The sequence below is a fragment of the Streptomyces cellostaticus genome, assembly GCF_023630175.1.
Taxonomy (GTDB): Bacteria; Actinomycetota; Actinomycetes; order Streptomycetales; family Streptomycetaceae; genus Streptomyces; species Streptomyces cellostaticus_A.
In genome coordinates, this window is sequence record NZ_JALLIN010000039.1 from 50,200 (window position 1) to 69,287 (window position 19,088).

Annotated in this window: 21 protein-coding genes and 1 pseudogene; 14 read left to right on the forward strand and 8 right to left on the reverse strand. The window is 73.1% G+C overall.

Annotated elements, in window-relative coordinates; translation table 11 throughout:
* Positions 1–102 precede the first annotated feature (102 nt).
* From MXD57_RS23315 to MXD57_RS23330, 4 genes are all read right to left on the reverse strand, one after another.
* Positions 103–843: an HAD family hydrolase gene (locus MXD57_RS23315; RefSeq protein ID WP_250403714.1), complete on the reverse strand. Its 741-nt coding sequence runs from the start codon at positions 841–843 to the stop codon at positions 103–105.
* 10 nt (positions 844–853) lie between these two features.
* Positions 854–1,549, reverse strand: coding sequence for a phosphatase PAP2 family protein (locus MXD57_RS23320; RefSeq protein ID WP_250403715.1), 696 nt, complete (start codon positions 1,547–1,549; stop codon positions 854–856).
* A gap of 89 nt (positions 1,550–1,638) precedes the next feature.
* Complete coding sequence (locus tag MXD57_RS23325) at positions 1,639–2,574, reverse strand: M56 family metallopeptidase (RefSeq protein WP_250403716.1); 936 nt, start codon at positions 2,572–2,574, stop codon at positions 1,639–1,641.
* A 94-nt stretch (positions 2,575–2,668) separates the two neighbouring features.
* Positions 2,669–3,217, reverse strand: a complete 549-nt coding sequence (locus MXD57_RS23330; RefSeq protein WP_250403717.1) for a DUF5134 domain-containing protein — start codon at positions 3,215–3,217, stop codon at positions 2,669–2,671.
* A 200-nt stretch (positions 3,218–3,417) separates the two neighbouring features.
* On the opposite strand from MXD57_RS23330, the pseudogene MXD57_RS23335 reads away from it, so the two are divergent.
* The 3 genes and pseudogenes from MXD57_RS23335 to MXD57_RS23345 all read left to right on the forward strand — a co-directional run.
* Positions 3,418–3,753 (forward strand): annotated as a pseudogene (locus MXD57_RS23335) (FUSC family protein); the annotation flags it as partial.
* A gap of 201 nt (positions 3,754–3,954) precedes the next feature.
* Entirely contained in the window at positions 3,955–4,620 is a 666-nt protein-coding gene (locus MXD57_RS23340; RefSeq protein WP_250403735.1) for a MarR family winged helix-turn-helix transcriptional regulator, read from the forward strand.
* Positions 4,621–4,750: 130 nt separating this feature from the next.
* A complete protein-coding gene (locus tag MXD57_RS23345; protein ID WP_308290894.1) occupies positions 4,751–4,906 on the forward strand; it encodes a hypothetical protein in 156 nt (51 codons plus the stop codon).
* 21 nt (positions 4,907–4,927) lie between these two features.
* Here the strand turns inward: MXD57_RS23345 and MXD57_RS23350 are convergent, their stop codons facing one another.
* Positions 4,928–5,320 (reverse strand): VOC family protein, encoded by a 393-nt coding sequence (locus MXD57_RS23350; protein ID WP_250403718.1) that lies wholly within the window; start codon positions 5,318–5,320, stop codon positions 4,928–4,930.
* 69 nt (positions 5,321–5,389) lie between these two features.
* Here MXD57_RS23350 and MXD57_RS23355 point away from each other — a divergent pair, with 69 nt between their 5' ends.
* Positions 5,390–5,929, forward strand: a complete 540-nt coding sequence (locus MXD57_RS23355) for a GNAT family N-acetyltransferase (protein ID WP_250403719.1) — start codon at positions 5,390–5,392, stop codon at positions 5,927–5,929.
* Between the two features lie 27 nt (positions 5,930–5,956).
* Here MXD57_RS23355 and MXD57_RS23360 read toward each other — a convergent pair whose 3' ends face one another.
* Complete coding sequence (locus tag MXD57_RS23360; RefSeq protein WP_250403720.1) at positions 5,957–6,640, reverse strand: glycerophosphodiester phosphodiesterase; 684 nt, start codon at positions 6,638–6,640, stop codon at positions 5,957–5,959.
* A gap of 401 nt (positions 6,641–7,041) precedes the next feature.
* Here MXD57_RS23360 and MXD57_RS23365 point away from each other — a divergent pair, with 401 nt between their 5' ends.
* From MXD57_RS23365 to MXD57_RS23380, 4 genes are all read left to right on the forward strand, one after another.
* Positions 7,042–8,439 carry a DUF6421 family protein gene (locus MXD57_RS23365; RefSeq protein ID WP_250403721.1) on the forward strand — a complete coding sequence of 466 codons (1,398 nt, stop codon included), beginning with the start codon at positions 7,042–7,044 and terminating at the stop codon, positions 8,437–8,439.
* Between the two features lie 38 nt (positions 8,440–8,477).
* Positions 8,478–9,227 (forward strand): SDR family oxidoreductase, encoded by a 750-nt coding sequence (locus tag MXD57_RS23370; protein ID WP_250403722.1) that lies wholly within the window; start codon positions 8,478–8,480, stop codon positions 9,225–9,227.
* Positions 9,224–10,294: a threonine aldolase family protein gene (locus tag MXD57_RS23375; protein WP_250403723.1), complete on the forward strand. Its 1,071-nt coding sequence runs from the start codon at positions 9,224–9,226 to the stop codon at positions 10,292–10,294. Before MXD57_RS23370 ends, MXD57_RS23375 begins: the two co-directional genes overlap by 4 nt.
* Before the next feature lie 76 nt (positions 10,295–10,370).
* Entirely contained in the window at positions 10,371–10,994 is a 624-nt protein-coding gene (locus MXD57_RS23380; protein WP_250403724.1) for a transglutaminase domain-containing protein, read from the forward strand.
* A 31-nt stretch (positions 10,995–11,025) separates the two neighbouring features.
* Here the strand turns inward: MXD57_RS23380 and MXD57_RS23385 are convergent, their stop codons facing one another.
* Complete coding sequence (locus MXD57_RS23385) at positions 11,026–11,754, reverse strand: lysophospholipid acyltransferase family protein (RefSeq protein ID WP_250403725.1); 729 nt, start codon at positions 11,752–11,754, stop codon at positions 11,026–11,028.
* A 429-nt stretch (positions 11,755–12,183) separates the two neighbouring features.
* On the opposite strand from MXD57_RS23385, the gene MXD57_RS23390 reads away from it, so the two are divergent.
* From MXD57_RS23390 to MXD57_RS23410, 5 genes are all read left to right on the forward strand, one after another.
* Positions 12,184–12,570 carry a TlpA family protein disulfide reductase gene (locus tag MXD57_RS23390; RefSeq protein WP_250403726.1) on the forward strand — a complete coding sequence of 129 codons (387 nt, stop codon included), beginning with the start codon at positions 12,184–12,186 and terminating at the stop codon, positions 12,568–12,570.
* A gap of 205 nt (positions 12,571–12,775) precedes the next feature.
* Complete coding sequence (locus MXD57_RS23395; RefSeq protein WP_250403727.1) at positions 12,776–13,285, forward strand: flavin reductase family protein; 510 nt, start codon at positions 12,776–12,778, stop codon at positions 13,283–13,285.
* A gap of 218 nt (positions 13,286–13,503) precedes the next feature.
* On the forward strand, positions 13,504–14,289 hold the full coding sequence (locus tag MXD57_RS23400; protein ID WP_250403728.1) for an electron transfer flavoprotein subunit beta/FixA family protein: 786 nt from the start codon (positions 13,504–13,506) through the stop codon (positions 14,287–14,289).
* 53 nt (positions 14,290–14,342) lie between these two features.
* The gene (locus MXD57_RS23405; protein ID WP_250403729.1) at positions 14,343–15,305 is read left to right on the forward strand and encodes an electron transfer flavoprotein subunit alpha/FixB family protein; all 963 of its coding nucleotides are present in this window, start codon (positions 14,343–14,345) and stop codon (positions 15,303–15,305) included.
* Positions 15,306–15,485: 180 nt separating this feature from the next.
* A complete protein-coding gene (locus tag MXD57_RS23410) occupies positions 15,486–16,784 on the forward strand; it encodes a DUF6986 family protein (RefSeq protein ID WP_250403730.1) in 1,299 nt (432 codons plus the stop codon).
* A 34-nt stretch (positions 16,785–16,818) separates the two neighbouring features.
* On the opposite strand, the gene MXD57_RS23415 is transcribed toward MXD57_RS23410, so the two are convergent.
* On the reverse strand, positions 16,819–17,868 hold the full coding sequence (locus MXD57_RS23415; protein WP_250403731.1) for a LacI family DNA-binding transcriptional regulator: 1,050 nt from the start codon (positions 17,866–17,868) through the stop codon (positions 16,819–16,821).
* 216 nt (positions 17,869–18,084) lie between these two features.
* Here MXD57_RS23415 and MXD57_RS23420 point away from each other — a divergent pair, with 216 nt between their 5' ends.
* Positions 18,085–19,038, forward strand: a complete 954-nt coding sequence (locus tag MXD57_RS23420; protein WP_250403732.1) for an ROK family protein — start codon at positions 18,085–18,087, stop codon at positions 19,036–19,038.
* Positions 19,039–19,088: the final 50 nt, after the last annotated feature.

Sequence of the window (19,088 nt, forward strand, 5' to 3'; positions counted from 1 at the left end):
CGTTGACTGGCTGCCAGCCAACTATACTCGGACGCAGGGGCTCCGCCATGTGCGGAGTCCGTCGAGAGCTGCCGTCCGTCTGGGGCGACGCGGGGGATCGTCTCAGACGGACGGCTTGAATCCGCCGTTCGCGGCCGCGTCGGCCGCGGGAGCCCGGCCGATCAGGTCCAGGACCGGCAGCAGCGCGTCCGGCCGCTGCGCCACCGGCAGATGGTCCACGAAGTGCACGCGGCAGCCCAGCGCGGTCGCACCGCCGTCCGCCGCTCTGCTGTCCCCGACCATCAGCACCTGGCGCGGATCTGCGCCCAGTTCCCGGCAGGCAGCCGAGAAGATCCGCGGGTCGGGCTTCTGCACGCCGTGTTCGTACGACAGCACATAGGCGTCCACGTACGCGTCGAGGCCGTGCTCGCGGAAGACCGGGCGCAGGTCCCAGCCGATGTTGCTGACCACGCCCACGCCGATCCCTCGTCCGCGCAGCGTTCGCAGCACCTCGGCCGTGTCCGGGTACGGCGACCATGCGGCGGGGGACATGTGCCGCTCGTACAGCGCGTCGTGCAGGCCGGAGCCGGGCAGTGGCACGCGCCGGGACAACCCGGTGTAGGCGGCCCGGTGCTGCTCGGCACTGCGGTCCCGGACGGCCCACAGCCCGGCCAGTTCCTCCGGTACCTCGACCGGGTCCGCGCCGCCCGGCAGCGCACCCGCCGCCTCCAACGCGGCCGCGGAGTCGGCGAGTTCGGGATCGGTCAGCGAGAGTCCGGCCTCGTCCAGCACGGCCCGCAGCCAGGACCCGGTCGACTCGACGCGAAACAGGGTCCCGGAGAAATCGAAGAGCACGGCTGCCATGCGCCGGACTCTACCCGGACGCCGGGCCCGTCCGGCCTCTTCCCGGCCACTCGTACACCGCCACGGCGACCGCCACCACCAACGCCCCCAGCAGCCAGCCGCCCAGCACGTCCGAGGGCCAGTGGACGCCCAGCCACACCCGGGTCACGCCCGCACCTGCCACCGAGACGGCGGCCAGGGCGACCCCTGTCCGCCACAGGGCCCGGCCGGCGCCCCGGCGGTGCAGCAGCCACAGCAGGAGTCCGCAGACGACGGTGGCCGTCATGGCGTGGCCGGAGGGGAAGGCCGCGTAGTGCGCGCGGTCGACGGGGTCCGGCCAGGACGGCCGGGGCCGGCCGACGGCGGACTTCACGCCCTGTTGCAGGACCGCGGCCAGCGCCACGGAGACCACCAGCCACCACGCGGTCCGCCAGGCCGCGCGGCGCCACACGAGCCACAGGGCCGCCGCGGCGCACACCAGGCGCATGGTCAGCGGATCCCAGACCCAGTCCGTGAGGACGCGGAAGGCGTGGGTGACCCCGTGGTCGCGCACCGCCCAGCGGTGGGTGGCGCCGGAGACGTCGCCGTCCAGGACGAGCAGCGGGCGCCACCGCAGCGCCACGGGCGTCAGCAGCAGCGCCCAGCAGCCGGCGAGGACGGCCGCCACGCGGAGTGCCGTGCGGTGGCGCGGTGTGCGGGACGGGGTCCCGGTCGGCCGGCGGCGCATGCTGCGATCCTCGTCGACGGCGTGGCCGGTCGCCAGTGGCCGGGGCACCGGCCCGCTCACCAAGGGACGGCCGGTCCTGCGGGCACCGGCTAGCCCAGTGCCCGCAGGACCGGAACGAGGGCCACCAGGACCGGGACCACCGGTACCAGGGCAGCCACCGCGGTCAGGCGCAGCCGGTGCAGGGCCGGGAGGCGGTCCGGGGGAGTGAGCAGCCGGTGCACGCGCTGCGGTACGTGCGCCTGCGGAGTCGGGGAGGGCCCGAACACGCCCCGGTCCTCGTTGAGCCCGACCAGCGCGAGCGCGGTCGTCAGCCGGCCGAAGCGCCGGGAGGCCGTGTCGTCGGCAGCCAGCTCGACCAGCCGGTGCATCTCGTCGCGGAACGCGGCGAAGACCGGCACCCGCGGGAAACCCTCCGCCAGCGCCGCCGAGCAGTGCAGCAGCCAGTCGTGCCGGGCCTGCGCGTGCCCCTGCTCATGGGCGAGGAGAGCGTCCAGTTGACGCCCCTTCAGCCGGGTCAGGGCGGCCGTGGTGACGACCAGCCGGGGTGCCGCGCCGGGCAGCCGCCAGGCGTCGGGCCGGTCGTCCTCGAGCACCACCAGCCGGCCCCCGTCCGGCTCCTCGCCGGGCAACAGCGGTGCCCGCTCAAGAAGTTCGTCCCGGCGAGCGCGCCGGCGTGAACGCGCCCGCAGGACCTGTCGCACCAGCATCGCCAGGCTCCACACCCCTCCGCAGGCCAGTGCCACGGCGATCGGCGCCGCCCAGGAGCCGGCCGTGCCGAGGGCGTACGCGTCCACCACCGCGCGCGGAGCCGTACCGAACACATGGCCGCGTACCGCCTGCCAGGCCGCGGCCGCGCTGAGCGTCATCGACAGGGCGCAGCTCAGCAGCACGGCCGCCACCACGCACTGCCAGGCCCACAGGGCGACCACCGGCTCCCGGTCCGGCCAGTCCGCCCGGGCGAGCAGCCGCGGGCCGAGGGCGGCGGTCAGGGCGCCGAGCAGCAACAGGGCCGCGGGGACCATCATGGGCAGCACCCTATGAGCGCACCGCCGCGCGGGCACGGTCCCCAGCGGTGAAGTGACGCAGGCAACGCCCGCACCCGCACGGCCGCCGGGCGGCTCACATGGCCAGCAGCATGGCCAGCATGCCGATCCCCATCGACAGCCGGCACGCCCGTGCCAGCTCTGGACGGTCGCCCCAGCGCACCCCCGCCCGGGCGCCCGCCGGGGCGGCCGAGGGCACCAGACGGGCGCCCGTCAGCAGCACGTAGCCGGTGAAGTAGGCCAGCAGCACGCCCGTCACCGGCGGCACTCCGGCACCGGCGTGCGCATGGTGCTCGGCGGGGGAGACCGCCATGGCGAGGGACATGTAGACCATCGCCGCCGTCCCGACCAGGTGGTGCAGGTGGTGCGGTCCGGAACGCACGCCCCACAGGGCGCGCAGCGCGGCCGCCGCGAACACGGCCGCGTACAGCGGCCATGCCCACCCCGGCGGGGTGAACACCGTCGCGGGCACGGCCATCGCGGCCATGCCGAACCCCATCAGCGCCTCGCCGCCCGCGGCCCGGCGCTGCTCCTCGACGCCGCTGCGCATCCGCAGCAGGCAGTAGGCGCCGGTGGCCGCGCACAGCGCGACCAGCAGCCAGGCCGTCGAACCCGGTCCGTGCAACGCGCACCCCTCCCGTTCGACGGTCGGTCGAGGGAAGCGATGCCCAGTGCCCGCGGCGCGCACGCGAGCGCAAGGGTGTACGCGGGGAGCATTCGCCGGAGCACAGCAGGTGAGCGGGCGAGTGAGGTAGATGTATTACTAATAAAACACATGCTAAATTTGCTGCCGTGAGCAGTGCGACCCGACTTCCCCTCGCCGGCGTGCTCCGCCTCGGGCGGCCCTCCGACATCTGGTTCGAGCCCGCGCTCAGCGTGGTGGTCGCCACCGCTCCGCCCCATCTGATCCTGCTGGCCCTCGGCCGCCTCGATCTGGCGGTGTACTCCATGGCCGGCTCGCTCTGCGCGCTCTACGGCCACGACCGGCCCTACGCCGCCCGGGCCCGCGTCCTCGCCCGGGTGGTGCTCGGCATGGCCGGCGGTCTCGCCCTCGCCCTGGTCGCGGCCTCGCTCACCTCCAGCGCGGTCGTCCTGGTCACCGTCGGCGCCCTCATGGCGGCGGTGCAGAAGACGGTCTGCGACGTCACCGGCCTCGGCCCGGCGTTCCCTGGCCGCCGCCCTGGTCGACCTGCGCGCCACGGCCGACGCGGCGTCCGGCGAGTGGTGGCAGCGCGCCCTGCCCGCGGAGCGGGTCGTGCCGGCCGAGCGGTCCGGACACCGTACGCTCGCCGCGACGGTACGGCGCCAGGGGCTCACCCCACCGGCGCAGGACACGGCCACCACGACGGAGGAAGCACGGCCATGACCCCGACGAACGGACGACCGCCGGCCCCCGACAGCCGGACCGGCGCACCTTCGGGGGCCGCGACCCCCGCGCCGGGCGGCGGGACCGAGCCGGGCGGCGCCGGTACGGCCGGGCCGGGTGCCGACGCCGAGCGGGCACGGCGGGACGCCGGGAGCGGCGCGCACGACACGGTGGCCTCCGTCGTCCGGCAGTGGCGGGCCGTCCACCCCGACCTGGACACCGGGCCCATGGAGGTCATCGGCCGCATCAACCGCTGTGCCGCCCTCCTCCAGCAGGCCGAGGACGCCCCGCTGCGCCGCGCGGGACTCAGCCGGCCCGAGTTCGACCTGCTCGGCGCGCTGCGCCGCACCGGGCACGAGCTGACCCCGGGCGAGCTGACCCGGGAGACCTTCTCCTCGGGAGCCGCCGTCACCAAGCGGCTCAAGCAGCTCACCGAGCGCGGACTGGTCGAGCGGCGCGGCGACACCCGTGACCGACGGGTCGCCCACCTCCGCCTGACCGACGCGGGCCGGGACCTCGTGGACGGCATCCTCCCCGAGCAACTCGCCTACGAGACGGCCGTGCTGTCCGCCCTCGCCCCCGAGAACCAGGACGAACTGGCGTCTCTCCTGGGCGACCTGCTCAGCCGTCTGGAGGGCCGGCCCGGCCCCCCGCGCACCTGATCACGGACCCGCGACCAGCCCTGCTCGCCACCCCGGCCCCACCGAACACCGCGCCCCGCGCAACGCCCGGCACGGCGACGCGTACGCCGCCGGGACCGCCGCGGGCCTCACCGCGTACGGGCAGTACGGCGTGGAGGGTGCCGCCTGGCTGATGGGCGGTGTCTCCGGGCGGCTCGACGACCCCGGGGACCGGGAACTGGTCCTGCGCGCGCTGCGGCGGACCGAGTCCGTGCCCTCGCTGCTCGGCGTCAGCGGTCACCTGCTCACCGCGGGCGGGAAGGGGTAGCTCCGGGCTCGGCCGCCGGGTTCAGATGCCGGGCCGGTACCGCAGGGGGTGGTCCGCGGGGATCTCCACCAGCACGATCGGGGTGCCGTCCGGGTCGGCGATCCACATCTCCACCAGGCCCCACGGCTCCTTGACCGGGGGCCGTACGATCTCGACGCCCTTGGCCAGCAGTTCCTGGTGCGCCGCGGCCACGTCCGCCACCTGGAGCCACAGCCGCACGTGCGGCGGCGCCGGGGTCTCGGAGCGCCCGGAGACCTCCAGGAATCCGCCGCCGAGGAAGTACACGGTCCCGCGCTCGGGGCCCGTGCCGAACTCGCGGTAGACGGCCAGGCCCAGCCGCTCACCGTAGAAGGCGCGGGACCGTTCGGGGTCGGTGGGGCGCAGGAGGGTCCGGCTGCTGAGTACATGCACCATGCATCCGGAGCTTAGTGGCAGGGTTACCCTCATCCCTGCCGCAGCAGCGCCCGAGATCGGAGACCCTCCATGGAGACCGCCGCCACCGCACTGACGTTCCGTGACGCCGGTGACGCCGACGTCGACGCGCTGGTCACGCTGATCGAGTCGGCGTACCGGGGCGACGCCAGCCGGGCCGGGTGGACCACCGAGGCGGACATCCTCCAGGGGCAGCGCACCGACCCCGAGGGCGTGCTGGAGGTCATCAAGGCGCCCGACAGCCGGCTGCTGACCGTCGAGCGGGGCGGCCGGATGGTCGCCTGCTGCCAGCTCGAGCACCGTGGCGACGCCGCCTACTTCGGCATGTTCGCGGTCAGCCCGACCCTCCAGGGCGCGGGCCTCGGCAAGGCCGTCATCGCCGAGGCCGAGCGACAGGCGCGCGCGACCTGGGGCGTCACCGAGATGCACATGACGGTGATCTCGGTCCGCGAGGACCTGATCGCCTGGTACGAGCGCCGCGGCTACCGCCGCACCGGGAGGACGACCCCGTTCCCGTACGGCGACGAGCGGTTCGGCATCCCGCAGCGCGACGACCTCCGGTTCGAGCTGCTGGTCAAGCCGCTGGTGTGACGGCCACGCGGGGACCTGCGCGCCGGATCACGCGGTGAAGCGGCCGGTGCGCTTGATCTCCGGGTAGTCGGTGGTCGCTCCGTCGAGCCCGAGCGCCCGGACCAGCCGCAGGTGGTCCTGCGTGTTGACCACCCAGCCGATGATGTTCAGATCGGCCGCCCGCGCCTGTTCGACGACTTCCAGGCTCAGCCGACGGATGTTCAGGCAGACGGTCGCGGCCCCCACCGCCCTGGCGCGGTCCACCACGTCGGTGCCGTAGCGGCTGGCGATGAGGGCCGTGCGCACCCCCGGCACCAGCCGGGCGATCTCGGCGACGGCCTCGTCGTGGAACGAGGACACCTCCACCCGCGAGACCAGGTCCCGCCGGTGCATGACCTCCGCCAGCGCCCGGGCCGCCGCCACGTCCTTGATCTCCGCCTGCAACGGCGTCCGCACCGCGTCCAGGACCTCCTCGAAGACCGGGACGCGCTCCCCGCGGCCCGCGTCCAGGGCGCGCAGCTCCGCGAGGGTCATCTCGGCGATGGGCCCCGACCCGTCGGTCGTGCGGTCCACCTCCGCGTCGTGCATGACGACCAGGGCGCCGTCCTTGCTCAGGTGCAGATCGAGTTCGATCAGGTCGAGGCCGGCCTGTTGCGCGGCGACGAAGGAACGAAGGGTGTTCTCGGGCTCCACACCCATGACCCCGCGGTGACCGATGGTAAGGAAGTTCAAGGTTCAACTCGCTTCCGTCGACGGCGGCTCGGCACCCGTGGACCGACGGGCGTCGCTGTCCACGCGGCAGAGTCGCAGCCTAACGGCCGGGTCCCGTGATGAACCCGCATCTGCGTGGGGGATCGGAGTGCGGCGCGTGCGGGGACTGGCTCGTATCCACCCCTGCCGTCACCCGGGCGTGGGCGCGTCCCGTGAGAGTTGACCGTCCGGATCGGAGTGGTGGTCACGGCTCGCGTGGCGCTCCAGAACTCAACCAAAGTGACCGTCGTCACGGTTTCAGGCAGGAAAAACAGCGGTGACCATGGGGTTGTGCAGAATAATTTCCCGAGCTGCCTCTTGCTGGGAGAAACGGGGTATGCGTACGGTGTGCGTACGCGAGGTTCTCCCGTGGAGGATGGGACATGACGGAAATTCTTGTGCAGGCGGCTACGGAGGAGCAGGTTCCTTCGCTGACCAGGGTGGTTGAGCACCCGGCCTGGCCGGTGCTCAAGGATGCCGTGGAGCAGATCCGGCCATGGCAGTCCAAGGACGGGTCGATCGACTTCGAGGCCGAGGGTGCCCCCGGGCGGGTCGACGCCGAGGCCGCCGTACGCCGTGTCGTCGAGTCGGTCGAGCGGCTCGCCCCGCTGCTCCCGCACGACGCGGCCTACCACGAGGCGCTCGTCGGGGACCTGCGCCGCTGGGCGGAGGGGGGCTTCGGGGTGCCGGACTTCCTGGACTCCCTGCTGGCGTTCCAGCCCGCGGCGGGCCGGGCGGACGGCCTGCAGCACCTGGTCGTCTTCCCGATGTACACGCAGAACGGCAACCCCGACCGCAACCTCGAGGCGGTCGTGCTGCGCATGGTCTGGCCGGACTGGCTGGCCGAACTGGAGCGCACCCGCTACGACAACCCGCTCTTCTGCGGCATCAAGTTCGAGGACTTCACGGCCGGCTACGACACCAACTCGGCCGTCCTCTTCCCCGAGACGATCGCCGTGCGCGAGGCGCCGGAACGATTCTCCTGGGGCGGGATCTTCTGTGACCGCGAGGCCGCCCGCTTCCGCCGGGTCACCGACGCCGCGGTGGACATCCTCGGCCTGAAGCTGCCCGAGGACATCGCCGCGATGGTCCACGACCAGAAGCGCTGCGAAGAGGCCTTCGTGCTCTGGGACATGGTCCACGACCGCACCCACAGCCACGGCGACCTGCCGTTCGACCCGTTCATGATCAAGCAGCGCCAGCCCTTCTGGATGTACGGCCTGGAGGAACTGCGCTGCGACCTCACCGCCTTCAAGGAGGCCGTGAAGCTCGAGGCGGACGGCGTCCCGCAGGCCCGCGACGTGCAGTACGCGGTGCTCTTCGACCGGATGTTCCGCTTCCCGGTCACCGGCGACCGCAACCGCAACTACGACGGCCTCGGCGGCCAGCTCCTCTTCGCCTACCTGCACAAGCACGACGTCGTCCGCTGGACCGACAACAAGCTCTCCATAGACTGGGAGCGTGCCCCGCAGGTCACCAACCGGCTGTGCGCCGAGATCGAGAAGCTGTACAAGGACGGCATCGACCGCCCCAAGCTGGTGCACTGGTTCGCCGGCTACGAGCTGGTCGCCACCTACCTGGCGCCGCATCCCGGCTCCAAGTGGGCCAAGGGCCCGGACGCCCTCGACCTGACCCAGCCGCCGCGCAAGCTCGTCGACGACGTGCTTCCGGACGAGTTTCCGCTGAGCATGTTCTACGAGGCCCTGTCCAAGAAGCTGAAGAACGTGATCGCCTCCACCAAGGGCATCACCGCGGACGGCGCCGAGCGGGCCGCCGCGTGAGCGACCGCCCGAACGACACGGCTCAAGAGGGGAAGAACATGGTGGGGAACGGCTCTCTCAGTGGTGCGGTGATCGCGGTGGCCGGCGCGGGCGGACCCGCCGGGCGCGCCGCGCTGGTCCGGCTCGCCGAGGCGGGCGCGATCGTCGTCGGCGCCGACAACAGCCCCGAGCGCCTCGCGGAGGCCGTGGACGCGGCCCGCTACGCGGGCGGCGGCGCCACGGTCACGGGTGAGACGGTCGACCTGCTCGACCTGGCCTCCACCCGGGCCTGGGCCGACCGTACGGAGAAGGAGTTCGGCCGCATCGACGGTCTGGTCCACCTCGTCGGCGGCTGGCGCGGCAGCGCCACCTTCGCCGAGACCGACCTCGCCGACTGGGACCTGCTGGAGAAGCTGCTGGTCCGCACCGTACAGAACACCTCCCTGGCGTTCTACGACGTCCTGCAGCGCAGCGACCGCGGCCGCTACCTGCTGATCAGCGCCGCCGGCGCGTCGAAGCCCACCGCCGGGAACGCGGCGTACTCCGCCGCCAAGGCCGCGGCTGAGGCCTGGACGCTCGCGATGGCGGACGGCTTCCGCAAGGCGGGGGGCGAGGCGGGGCCGCGCTCGGCTGCTGCCATCCTGGTGGTGAAGGCGCTGGTGCACGACGCGATGCGCGCCGAACGCCCCAACGCGAAGTTCGCGGGCTTCACGGACGTCAAGGACCTGGCCGAGGCCGTCGAGGGCGTCTGGAGCAAGACCGCCGCCGAAGTGAACGGAAACCGTCTGTGGCTGACCGAGAAGCCGTGAACCCTCCCAGGACCGACGCGCGTCGTCACCACGACCCCGAGGTCCGCGGTTTCGCCAGTGACAACTACGCGGGGGTCCACCCGGAGGTGCTGGCCGCCGTCACCCTGGCCAACGGCGGCCACCAGGTGGCGTACGGAGGGGACGACTACACCGAGAACCTCCAGCGGATCGTCCGAGGCCACTTCGGCCCCACGGCGGAGGCGTTCCCGGTCTTCAACGGCACCGGGGCGAACGTCGTGGCGCTGCAGGCGCTCACCGACCGCTGGGGCGCGGTGATCTGCGCCGAGAGCGCGCACATCAACGTCGACGAGGGCGGCGCGCCCGAGCGCATGGGCGGTCTGAAGCTCCTCACCGTGCCCACGCCGGACGGCAAGCTCACGCCCGAGCTGATCGACCGGCAGGCCTTCGGCTGGGAGGACGAGCACCGGGCGATGCCGCAGGTCGTGTCGATCACCCAGAGCACGGAGCTGGGCACGCTCTACACGCCCGGCGAGATCCGCGCGATCTGCGAGCACGCCCACGCGCGCGGCATGAAGGTGCACCTGGACGGTTCCCGGATAGCCAACGCCGCCGCGTCCCTCGACGTGCCGATGCGGACGTTCACCAACGCGGTCGGCGTGGACGTCCTCTCGCTCGGCGGCACGAAGAACGGCGCCCTGTTCGGCGAGGCGGTCGTGGTCATCAACCAGGACGCGGTCTCGCACATGAAGCACATCCGGAAGATGAGCATGCAGCTCGCCTCCAAGATGCGCTTCGTGTCGGTGCAGCTCGAGGCGCTGCTCGCCAAGGACCTGTGGCTGCGCAACGCCCGCCACGCCAACGAGATGGCCCAGCGGCTCGCCGAGGGCGTCCGGGCGGTCCACGGCGTGGAGATCCTCTACCCGGTGCAGGCCAACGGCGTCTTCGCCCGGCTGCCGCACGAGGCGAGCGTGCGGCTGCAGAAGCGGTTCCGCTTCTACTTCTGGGACGAGGCCGCCGGCGTCGTGCGCTGGATGTGCTCCTTCGACACCAAGGAGGAGGACGTCGACCTCTTCGTGGCCGCGCTCAAGGAGGAGATGGCACGCTAGCCTCCCTCTGCATAGGTATGCGGCCATTCGAAATTTCATTGAGCCTCGGATGGTCGCACGCCTATGCTCCGCGGGTATGGAGCTGATCCAGGACACCGCCGACCTCTCCGCCTATCTGGCCGCTGACGAGGTCATCGACCACGGGCATCGGGTCGTGCGGACGACGGCCGCCCGGCTCGCCGAGGACGTCGCCGACTCGTATGCCTATGCGCGGGCCGCCTACGAGTTCGTGCGCGACGCCATCCCGCACTCCGCCGACACGGACGACCCGCGCGTCACGTGGCGTGCCTCCGACGTGCTGACGCTGCGCACGGGCATCTGCCACGCCAAGGCGCACGCCCTGGCGGCCCTGCTGCGCGCCGAGGGCATCCCGACGGCACTGTGCTACCAGCGGCTGACCCGCGACGACGGGGGCGGCCACGTCCTGCACGGTCTGGTGGCCGTGCGCCTCGACGGCGCCTGGCACCGGCAGGACCCGCGCGGCAACAGGCCCGGTGTGGACGCCCGGTTCTCCCTGGACGGCGAGCGACTGGCCTGGATCCCGGATCCGGCGTCCCAGGAGGTGGACCACCCGGTCCTGTACGCCGCACCGCATCCGGCCGTCGTCGGCGCGCTGCGGGCCGCCCGGGACCGGGCGCACCTGTGGCGGACGCTGCCCGGCGGTCCGGCGGACGGCGCGGCGCTTCGCGGACTTCCCTGAGCCCCGCTGACGTCCCCCCCCCCGTGTCGCGTCAGTGCGCCTCGGCCGCGCGCAGCTGCTCCACCGTCGGCGCCGAACCCCCCAGGTGGGCCGGCATCCACCAGGAGTCCTCCGACCCCTTCGGGCGCGCGGGGTAGGCGCGCTGGGCGGCCTCCAGCAGATCCTGCACACGCTCGCGCAGACGGCGGGTGATGGCCCCCGCGTACTGGTCGCGCGGGGCCTCGACCGCCTCGCCGACCCGGATGGTGATCGGGGTGTGGCTGCGCCGGAAGTTGCGCGGCTGCCCCTTGGTCCACAGCCGCTGCGTGCCCCACACCGCCATCGGGACGAGCGGGACGCCCGCCTCCTGGGCCAGGCGGGCGGCGCCCGACTTGAAGCTCTTCAGCGTGAAGGACTGCGAGATGGTCGCCTCCGGGAACACCCCGATGACCTCTCCCGAGCGCAGTGAGTCCAGGGCGTGCTCAAAGGCCGCCTCACCCTGCCGGCGGTCCACCGGGATGTGCTTCATCCCGCGCATCAGCGGACCGGACACCTTGTGCTTGAACACGGACTCCTTCGCCATGAAGCGCACCAGGCGCTTCTGCGGCAGGGCGGCCAGGCCGTTGAAGATGAAGTCCAGGTAGCTGATGTGATTGCTCACCAGTACCGCGCCGCCCGAGCGCGGGATGTTCTCCGACCCCTGGCAGTCGATCTTCAGGTCCCAGGCCTTGAACAGCGTCTTGGCGAAACCGATGACGGGACGGTAGACCAGCTCTGCCATGGGCGGGGTGGACCCTTTCTGCTCTGCTCGGGAAAGGGGATCCCGGCGGGAAAGTTACGCAGCCGTAGGTTTACGGCGTCTCGCAGATCGTGCCCGAAGAACGGACGGGTAGCCAGTCCTGGTGCCCGGACACGGCGAGATCCTCGTCACTCCGGGCGTACCGTCACCCTCCTCGGCACCAGCCGCATCCCACGTCCCGTGCGGTGGCCGGACGCGGTGCCCGAGGAAGGCGGCCGCGGGCGTCGCGCCACGCCGCCCGCGCCGAGCTCCCGGCCGGGCCGGCCGGGGGCCGGGGGCGTCACGGCCGCACCGAGGCGCGGCCCCGCCCGCCGATGTCCGTGCACGAGCGTCGCTGCCGGGGGAGGGCGGGAATCTCCGCCGCCCCCTGAACGCTTGGGATGATGGCGACCGGACCGATGGCTCGCGGCGGTGCTCGCCGCGGCGAGCGTCCACGGAGTGCCGCACGGGCGGCGGAGCGGGAGGACGCGGGTGCGCGGGTGGGACGACGGCGGACGGCTCGGTGCGGCGGAACTGGGCGGCGAACTGGGCGCACGGGCCACGTTGGTGCAGTTCTCCAGCGCCTTCTGCGCCCCCTGCCGGGCCACCCGGCGCGTCCTCGGCGAGGTCGCGGAGATGGTGCCGGGGGTCACCCACGTCGAGATCGACGCCGAGGCCCGTCTGGAACTCGTGCGCGCCCTGGGCATCCTCAGGACACCCACCGTCCTGGTGCTGGACGCCGAGGGCAGGGTGGTGCGGCGCGCCGCCGGGCAGCCGCGCCGGGCCGATGTGATCGCGGCGCTCGGGGAGGCGGTGTGAGGCCTCCAGGGGCCCGGTGAGCCTCCTCCGTAACGCGGAGCGAACTTGACTGCGCGTGCCACCTGTCGTCAGCCTGACCCTGTGCCGACCGAACTCCTTCCGTCCGGGCGGGTCCGCGTCGACCCGGCCCCCGCCGCGAGCGCGCGCTGTCCGGGCTGTTGACCGCCCCTGGCCCCGCCCGAACCCCTCGCAGAAGGACAACCACGTGACGGCCACCCCCGAACTCGGCGCCCATCGGCTCGCCTCTCCCGACCTGCTGCGCTCCACCTTCCGCCGGCACGCCGCCGGCGTGGCGGTGATCACCGCGCGCGGTGAGGCGGGACCGGTCGGATTCACCGCCACCTCCCTCACCTCCGTCTCCGCCGAGCCGCCGCTCGTCTCCTTCGGCATCGGCACCGGTGCCTCCAGCTGGCCCGCCGTGGCGACGTCCGAGCACGTCGGCATCCACATACTCGGTGAGCACCAGAGCGACCTGGCGGCCACCTTCGCCCGCAGCGGAGCCGACCGGTTCGGCGCGCCCACGGCCTGGCGCGAGGGCCCGCAGGGCGTACCCGTGCTGGACGACGTGCTGGCCTGGCTGGTCTGCCGGGTGGTCGGCCGGGTCCCGGCGGGTGACCACCGGATCGTGCTGGCCGAGGTGGTCCTCGGTGACTCCACCGGCGCCGGCCGCCCCCTCCTCTACCACCAGGGCCGCTTCAACGGACTGCGGGACTGAGCGCGCCGCCGCTGTCCTGCGCCGATGCCGAATTCCGGTTACGCTGCGTTGCGAAGGTCACAGTTCAAAGCGCTTGCTTAGCGGGCAGGAACTGGGTGTACTGACGAGTAATATTTCGGTCGGAGCGCGCGGACGCCCCGACCGGGATCGGCCGCTTGAGGCGCCTATGCTGCCTCCAAGAGGCAGCCCGGAAATGACGATGCAGTAGGAGAGCCGGCGTGAGCTTGAGGATCGTTGTCACTGTGAAGTACGTGCCCGACGCCACTGGCGACCGGCACTTCGCCGATGACCTGACCGTCGACCGCGACGACGTGGACGGTCTGCTCTCCGAGCTGGACGAGTACGCGGTCGAGCAGGCGCTGCAGATCGCGGAGGACGCGGACGACGCCGAGGTCACCGTGCTGACCGTCGGCCCCGAGGACGCCAAGGACGCGCTCCGCAAGGCCCTTTCGATGGGTGCCGACAAGGCCGTCCACGTCGAGGACGACGACCTGCACGGCACCGACGCCATCGGCACCTCGCTGGTGCTGGCCAAGGCCATCGAGAAGGCCGGTTACGACCTGGTGATCTCCGGCATGGCCTCCACCGACGGCACCATGGGTGTCGTGCCGGCGCTGGTCGCCGAGCGTCTCGGCGTCCCGCAGGTCACCCTGCTCTCCGAGGTCTCGGTCGAGGACGGCACGGTCAAGGGCCGCCGCGACGGCGACGCCGCCAGCGAGCAGCTCGAGGCCTCCCTGCCGGCCGTCGTGTCCGTCACCGACCAGTCGGGCGAGGCGCGCTACCCGTCCTTCAAGGGCATCATGGCGGCCAAGAAGAAGCCGGTGGAGTCCTGGGACCTGTCCGACCTGGACATCGAGGCCGAGGAGATCGGGCTCGAGGGCGCCTGGACCAAGGTCGAGGCCGTCGCCGAGCGTCCGGCCCGCACGGCCGGCACCATCGTCAAGGACGAGGGCGAGGGCGGCAAGCAGCTCGCTGAGTTCCTCGCGAGCCAGAAGTTCATCTAAGGGCTCGCACCCGCTGACCGCCCCTCAACTTCGTTACGCAGGAGAGCAATCCCATGGCTGAAGTCCTCGTCTACGTCGACCACGTGGACGGTGCCGTCCGCAAGCCCACCCTCGAGCTGCTGACCCTGGCCCGCCGCGTCGGCGAGCCCGTAGCCGTCGCGCTGGGCAACGGCGCCGCCGACACCGCCGCCACGCTCGCCGAGCACGGCGCGGTGAAGGTCCTCACCCACGACGCGTCCGAGTACGCCGACTACCTGGTCGTGCCGAAGGTGGACGCCCTGCAGGCCGCCCACGAGGCCGTCTCCCCGGCCGCCGTGCTGTTCCCGTCCTCCGCCGAGGGCAAGGAGATCGCCGCCCGTCTGGCGCTGCGCATCGGCTCCGGCATCATCACCGACGCCGTCGACCTCGAGGCCGGCGACGAGGGCCCGGTGGCCACCCAGTCGGTGTTCGCCGCGTCCTTCACCACCAAGTCCCGGGTCAGCAAGGGCACCCCGGTCATCACGGTCAAGCCGAACTCGGCCGCCGTGGAGGCCGCCCCGGCCGCCGGTGCCGTCGAGGCCCTGAGCGTGTCCTTCTCCGAGAAGGCCACCGGCACCAAGGTCACCGGCCGCACGCCGCGTGAGTCCACGGGCCGCCCGGAGCTGACCGAGGCCGCGATCGTGGTCTCCGGTGGCCGTGGCGTCAACGGCGCCGAGAACTTCTCGATCATCGAGGCGCTCGCCGACTCCCTCGGCGCGGCCGTCGGCGCCTCGCGCGCCGCGGTGGACGCGGGCTGGTACCCGCACACCAACCAGGTCGGCCAGACCGGCAAGTCGGTCTCGCCGCAGCTCTACATCGCCAACGGCATCTCCGGCGCGATCCAGCACCGGGCCGGCATGCAGACCTCGAAGACGATCGTGGCCGTCAACAAGGACGCCGAGGCCCCGATCTTCGACCTGGTCGACTACGGCGTGGTCGGCGACCTCTTCGATGTCGTCCCGCAGCTCACCGACGAGGTCAAGACCCGCAAGGGCTGAGTTCCCCTCGCTCCACGAGGCCCCCGTGACCGCGCCGGTCACGGGGGCCTCGGCGCATGCTGGAGACAGCCGGACCGGTGCCGCCCTGCCGCGCGGGGGTGTTGACCGACGGGAAGCACCCCGGATAACTTCGTTCAACGGATTGTTGATTCCGCAGAGCGGAAAATCGGAGGGTGTGGGATGGGTCAGCAGGAGAAGGTGGCCACGAGCCTCGCGGGTGCCGTCAGCGAGGAGATCAGCGCCTGTCTCGCACCGGTCGACGCGGAGCTGGCGCGCCGCTACCCGGGCGACCCCGGCACCCGGCAGCCCGTCCACACGGTGTACGTCCCCGGCGACGTCTTCGACGCCGGCACCATCCGCTCGTGGGGCGACCGGGCCCTGGCGGCGCTCGACGAGCACGCCCCCGACGCAGCCTCCTTCGCCGCGGTGCTGGGCCTGTCCGACGACCTCGCCGAGCCGGTCCACTCCCGCGTCCGCGCCAAGCTGGAGCGCGAGCCGGTGGAGGACCTGCGCGTCGACTTCGAGGACGGCTACGGGCCCCGCCCCGACGCCGAGGAGGACGAGGCCGCGGCGCGCGCGGCCCGTCTGATCGCCGAGGCCCACCGCGACGGCACGGCCGCCCCGTACATGGGCATCCGCATGAAGTGCATGGAGGCCGCGGTGCGCGACCGGGGCATCCGCACCCTCGACGTCTTCCTCACCGGGCTGATGGAGGCGGGCGGACTTCCCGACGGACTCGTGCTGACCCTGCCGAAGGTGACGTACGCCGAGCAGGTCGGGGCGTTCGCACGGCTGCTGGAGGCCTTCGAGGAGACCCACGGACTGGCGGCCGGCCGGCTCGGCTTCGAGATCCAGATCGAGACCAGCCAGTCCATCCTCGCCGCCGACGGCACCGCCACCGTCGCCCGGATGATCCAGGCCGCCGGGGGCCGCGCCACCGGACTGCACTACGGCACCTTCGACTACAGCGCCTGCCTCGGTGTCTCCGCCGCCCACCAGGCGAGCGACCACCCCGCCGCCGACCACGCCAAGGCGGTGATGCAGGTGGCGGCCGCGGGCACCGGTGTGCGCGTCTCGGACGGCTCCACCAACGTCCTCCCGGTCGGCCCGGCCGAGCGGGTCCACGACGCCTGGCGCCTGCACTACCGCCTCACCCGCCGCGCCCTGGCGCGCGCCTACTACCAGGGCTGGGACATGCACCCCGGCCACATCCCGACCCGCTACGCCGCCGTCTTCGCGTTCTACCGCGAGGGCTTCGAGCAGGCCGCGGGCCGCCTCGCCCGCTACGTCAACCGCGCCGGCGGCGACGTCATGGACGAGCCGGCCACCGCCAAGGCGCTCAGCGGCTACCTGCTGCGCGGCCTGGACTGCGGGGCCCTCGACATCGCCGAGGTGGCCCGGCTGAGCGGCCTGACCCGGGCCGACCTGGAAGGCTTCGCCGCCCCGCGCCGCGGCGACCTGACGGCCTCCGCCATGTGACGGCGCCCCTCTCCGGCCGGGCCGCGCGGGCGGCTCAGCCGGCGGGCGGCACCTCGCCCGAGCCGCGGGTGATCAGCCGGGTCGGCAGCTCGATGCGCTCCGGCGCGGCGAAGGTTCCGTCCAGTTGGCGGAAGAGGCGCTCGGCGGCGGTCCGGCCGAGCGCGGCCGCGTCCTGGGCGACGACCGTGACGCCCGGCTGGAGCAGGTCCGCCAGCTCGATGTCGTCGAAGCCGACGAGGGCGACCGGACGGGGCCGCTCGGCGAGGACCCGGATCACGGTGACCGTCACCCGGTTGTTGCCGGTGAGGATCGCGGTGACGGGGGAGGGGCCGGAGAGCATCTCCTCGGCCGCCCGGCGCACCCGCTCCGGGTTCGTCGCGCCGAGGGACATCCAGGCGTCCTCGACGGGTATCCCGGCGTCCTCCATGGCCGTCCGGTAGCCGCGCAGCCGCTCCGCAGCGGTGTGGATGCGGGGCATGTCGCCGATGAAGCCGATCCGGCGGTGGCCGTGCGCGATCAGGTGGGCCACGCCGTCACGGGCGCCCCCGTGGTTGTCGGACAGGACGACGTCGGCGTCGATCTTCCCGGCGGGCCGGTCGACGAACACGGTGGCCACGCCCGCGCGCAGCTCCGGCTCCAGATAGCGGTGGTCGTCACCGGCCGGGATGATCACCAGGCCGTCCACCCGCCGTGCGCACAGCGCCAGCGCCAGCTCCTGCTCACGGTCCGGGTCCTCCGCGCTGGAGCCGTTGATCAGCAGGGCGCCGTGGGCGCGTGCCACCTCCTCGACCGCGCGGCTAAGCGGGCCGTAGAAGGGGTCCGCGAGATCCTCGAGGATCAGGCCGATGCTGGCGGTCCGCCCCTTGCGCAGCACCCGCGCGCTGTCGTTGCGGCGGAAGCCGAGGGCTTCGATGGCCTCCTGCACCCGGCGCTCGGTGTCCGGGGTGACGCCGGGCTCGCCGTTGACCACCCGGGACACCGTCTTCAGGCCCACTCCGGCCCGGGCCGCCACGTCCTTCATCGTCGGGCGGTTGCCGTAACGGTTCCCGGTGAGGCGGTCTGCGCGGCGGGTGGTCTCGGGCACGATGCGGTGTCCTGTCCTGTGTTCGTGGAAATCCCTTGGGAAGGGCGGCTGCGGTGTTCGATGGCGGGTATGAGGATGTGGCGTCGAGCATAGAGCCTGGACAACGTTGTCAGAAGCGGAGAGACTGTTCACCGCTGTCCCCGGCCCGCGCCCCCACCGCTTGACCGGCCTGCGTCTGTTTGGTTATTCGAGCATCAACGGGGAGATCTGACTCTGATGTACACCGACCTCGTGGCGGCCCTCGACATCGGCGGCACCAAGATCGCCGGCGCGCTGGTGGACGGCCACGGACGGATCCAGGCCCGTGCCCAGCGCGCGACCCCCGCCCAGCAGGACGGAGAAGCGGTCATGCGCGCCGTCGAGGGCGTGCTCGGCGATCTGGCCGGCTCCCCGCTGTGGGGGCGGGCCGGCTCGGTCGGCATCGGCAGCGCGGGGCCGGTGGACGCCTCGGCGGGCACCGTGAGCCCCGTGAACGTGCCGGGCTGGCGTGACTTCCCGCTGGTCGAGCGGGTCCGTGCGGCCACCGGGGGGCTGCCGGTGGAGCTGATCGGCGACGGGGTGGCCATCACCGCGGCGGAACACTGGCAGGGGGCCGCCCGCGGCCACGACAACGCGCTGTGCATGGTGGTCTCGACGGGCGTCGGCGGCGGCCTGGTGCTGGGCGGGCGGCTGCATTCCGGTCCGACCGGCAACGCGGGGCACATCGGGCACATCAGCGTCGACCTCGACGGCGATCCGTGCCCGTGCGGCGCCCGCGGCTGCGTCGAGCGCATCGCCAGCGGCCCCAACATCGCCCGCCGGGCCCTGGAGCGTGGCTGGCGGCCGGGCCCCGGCCGGGACACCTCCGCGGCGGCGGTGGCCGCCGCCGCCCGGGCGGGCGATCCGGTGGCCGTGGCCTCCTTCGAGCGGGCCGCGCAGGCCCTGGCCGCCGGGATCGCGGCCACCGCCACGCTGGTGGAGATCGACATCGCCGTGATCGGCGGAGGCGTCGGCAAGGCGGGCGACATCCTCCTCGCGCCCCTGCGCAAGGCGCTCACCGACTACGCGACCCTCTCCTTCGTGCAGCGGCTGACCGTCACCCCGGCGCGGATGGGCACCGACGCGGGTCTGGTCGGCGCAGCGGCGGCCGCGCTGTCCCGCCGCCCGGACGCGACGGCGGCCCGGGTCTGAGCGGGCCGGGTCGGCGGCATGCGCCGGCCCGGACCGCCACCAGGCCGGCG